The organism is Dietzia sp. NPDC055340, assembly GCF_053645335.1.
In genome coordinates this window covers 1-1,785 of the sequence record NZ_JBSHML010000040.1, presented here as the reverse complement: position 1 = coordinate 1,785, position 1,785 = coordinate 1, and the positions used below count along the sequence as shown (strand labels likewise).

At 65.4% G+C, this 1,785-nt stretch carries 1 protein-coding gene and 2 pseudogenes; 2 read left to right on the top strand and 1 reads right to left on the bottom strand.

From position 1 onward, the window contains the following. A pseudogene (locus tag ACWIFB_RS17275) lies at positions 1 to 405 on the top strand (mercury(II) reductase); the annotation flags it as partial. Positions 406 to 575: 170 nt separating this feature from the next. Here the strand turns inward: ACWIFB_RS17275 and ACWIFB_RS17270 are convergent. Continuing rightward, positions 576 to 1,574, bottom strand: coding sequence for an IS481 family transposase (locus tag ACWIFB_RS17270; RefSeq protein ID WP_454058890.1), 999 nt, complete (start codon positions 1,572 to 1,574; stop codon positions 576 to 578). A gap of 129 nt (positions 1,575 to 1,703) precedes the next feature. Here ACWIFB_RS17270 and ACWIFB_RS17265 point away from each other — a divergent pair. Then, positions 1,704 to 1,785 (top strand): annotated as a pseudogene (locus tag ACWIFB_RS17265) (Cd(II)/Pb(II)-sensing metalloregulatory transcriptional regulator CmtR); the annotation flags it as partial.

Below are 1,785 nucleotides of genomic sequence, written 5' to 3'. Positions count from 1 at the left end.
TACCCGCCGGCAGCTCGGGTCGACTACGCCGGCTTTCCTGCGGTCGTGTTCACCCGGCCCCAGCTGGCCTCGGCGGGGTTGACCGAGGACGAGGCGCTCACCCGAGGGCACGCGTGCGACTGCCGCGTCCTGGACCTGTCCGATGTCCCCCGGGCGCTCGTCCAGCACGACACCCGCGGGGCGGTGAAGCTCGTCGCCGACGCCGTGAGCGGCAAGGTTCTGGGCGTGCACGCTCTGGCGGACGGGGCCGGGGAGATCATGCTGGCGGCCACCTACGCCATCAAAAGCGGCATGACCGTCGACGATCTGGCCGACACCTGGGCGCCGTACCTGACCATGAGCGAAAGCCTGCGCATCGTGGCCGGCCTCTTCCGAAACCAGATGCCGACGTCATGCTGCGCCTGAAACCCGCGGCCCCAGCGGGGTGGACGAGGGCTCCCGCGGCGGCCCGCCTGGCGCCGTGAATGTGCCTTAAAAACCTATAGGTTCTTAAGGCGTTGTCCCAACAGTTCAGCAGGCGCTGTATAGTTCAGTAAGTGCTGACTATTGTTTCTCGTGTGGATGTGATGAACCGGTTAGGTGTGATGTCCAGGGAGGTTGGTCAGTCGGGTGACCGGTGGCTGGCCTCCGAGGGCGGAGTGGGCTCGGTGGTGATTGTAGAAGTGCAGCCAGGACGGTAGTCGTGAGTTGCGGGCTTCGGTGGAGTCATAGAAGCGGGCGTAGGCCCAGCCGTCGCCGAGGGTGCGGTGGAATCGCTCGATCTTGCCGTTGGTCTGAGGCCGGTAGGGCCGGGTGCGCTTGTGGGTGATTCCTAGGTTCATGCAGGCCTTGCGCCAATCGTGAGAAATGTAGGCCGAGCCGTTGTCGGAGAGCACCCGCTCTACGGTGACGCCTCGGTCGGCGAACCAGGCCACCGCGCGTTCAAGGACGCCGACGGCCGTGGCGCCTTTTTCGTCGGTGTGGATCTCGGCGTAGGCCACGCGGGAGTAGTCGTCGATGACGGTGTGCACGTATGCGGTCCCGATTTTGGGCCTGTATTGACGTCCTCGTTCGCCGGTGCGGTGGGCCGTGGCTCTGGCGTTCTTTCCGCCCTGTGGCCGGCCGACGAAGCGGTGGCCGCCACCGTCGGGGATGTTGGCGAACTTGGTGACATCGACATGGATCAGTGAGCCGGGCCGCTGGTGTTCGTAGCGGCGCAGGGGTTCACCGGTGACCCGGTCGATTCGCGAGAGTCGGTTGATCCGGCAGCGCACGAGTACCGCGTGCACGGTCGAGGCCGGGATGCCGAGCCGGCCGCCGATCTGGATCGGACCGAGTCGGTTTCGCCAGCGCAGTCGCACGATCTTGCGCACCATCTCAGGGCGGGTACGGTTCGGACTCGTGCGGGGCTTGGAGCTGCGGTCGGCCATGCCAGCTGGGCCTTCGGACCGGTATCGGTCAGCCCATTTCTTAGCCGTGCGGGGCGCGACCATGAACATTTTTGCTGCCGCGGCGTAGGTCCATTTGTCGTCGACGATCAGCTTTGCCAACCGCAAACGGGTACGCGGGGTCAAGGTCGAGTTAGCGTGGGACACGAAGGCCTCCTGGTTTGTGAAGCGAAGAACTAGACAGCTCCACTTCACAACCGGAGGCCTTCACCTGTCAGCCGAACTCACCAACGCGAGTCGGGACAACCTCCCTGGACATCACAGTTAGGGCGGGCGATGGCCGACCCGACGCGGTCCCGGATACTGCTGACCTTGCTGCAGCAGCCGGCCTACCCGGCGGAGCTGGCCCGCGATTTGG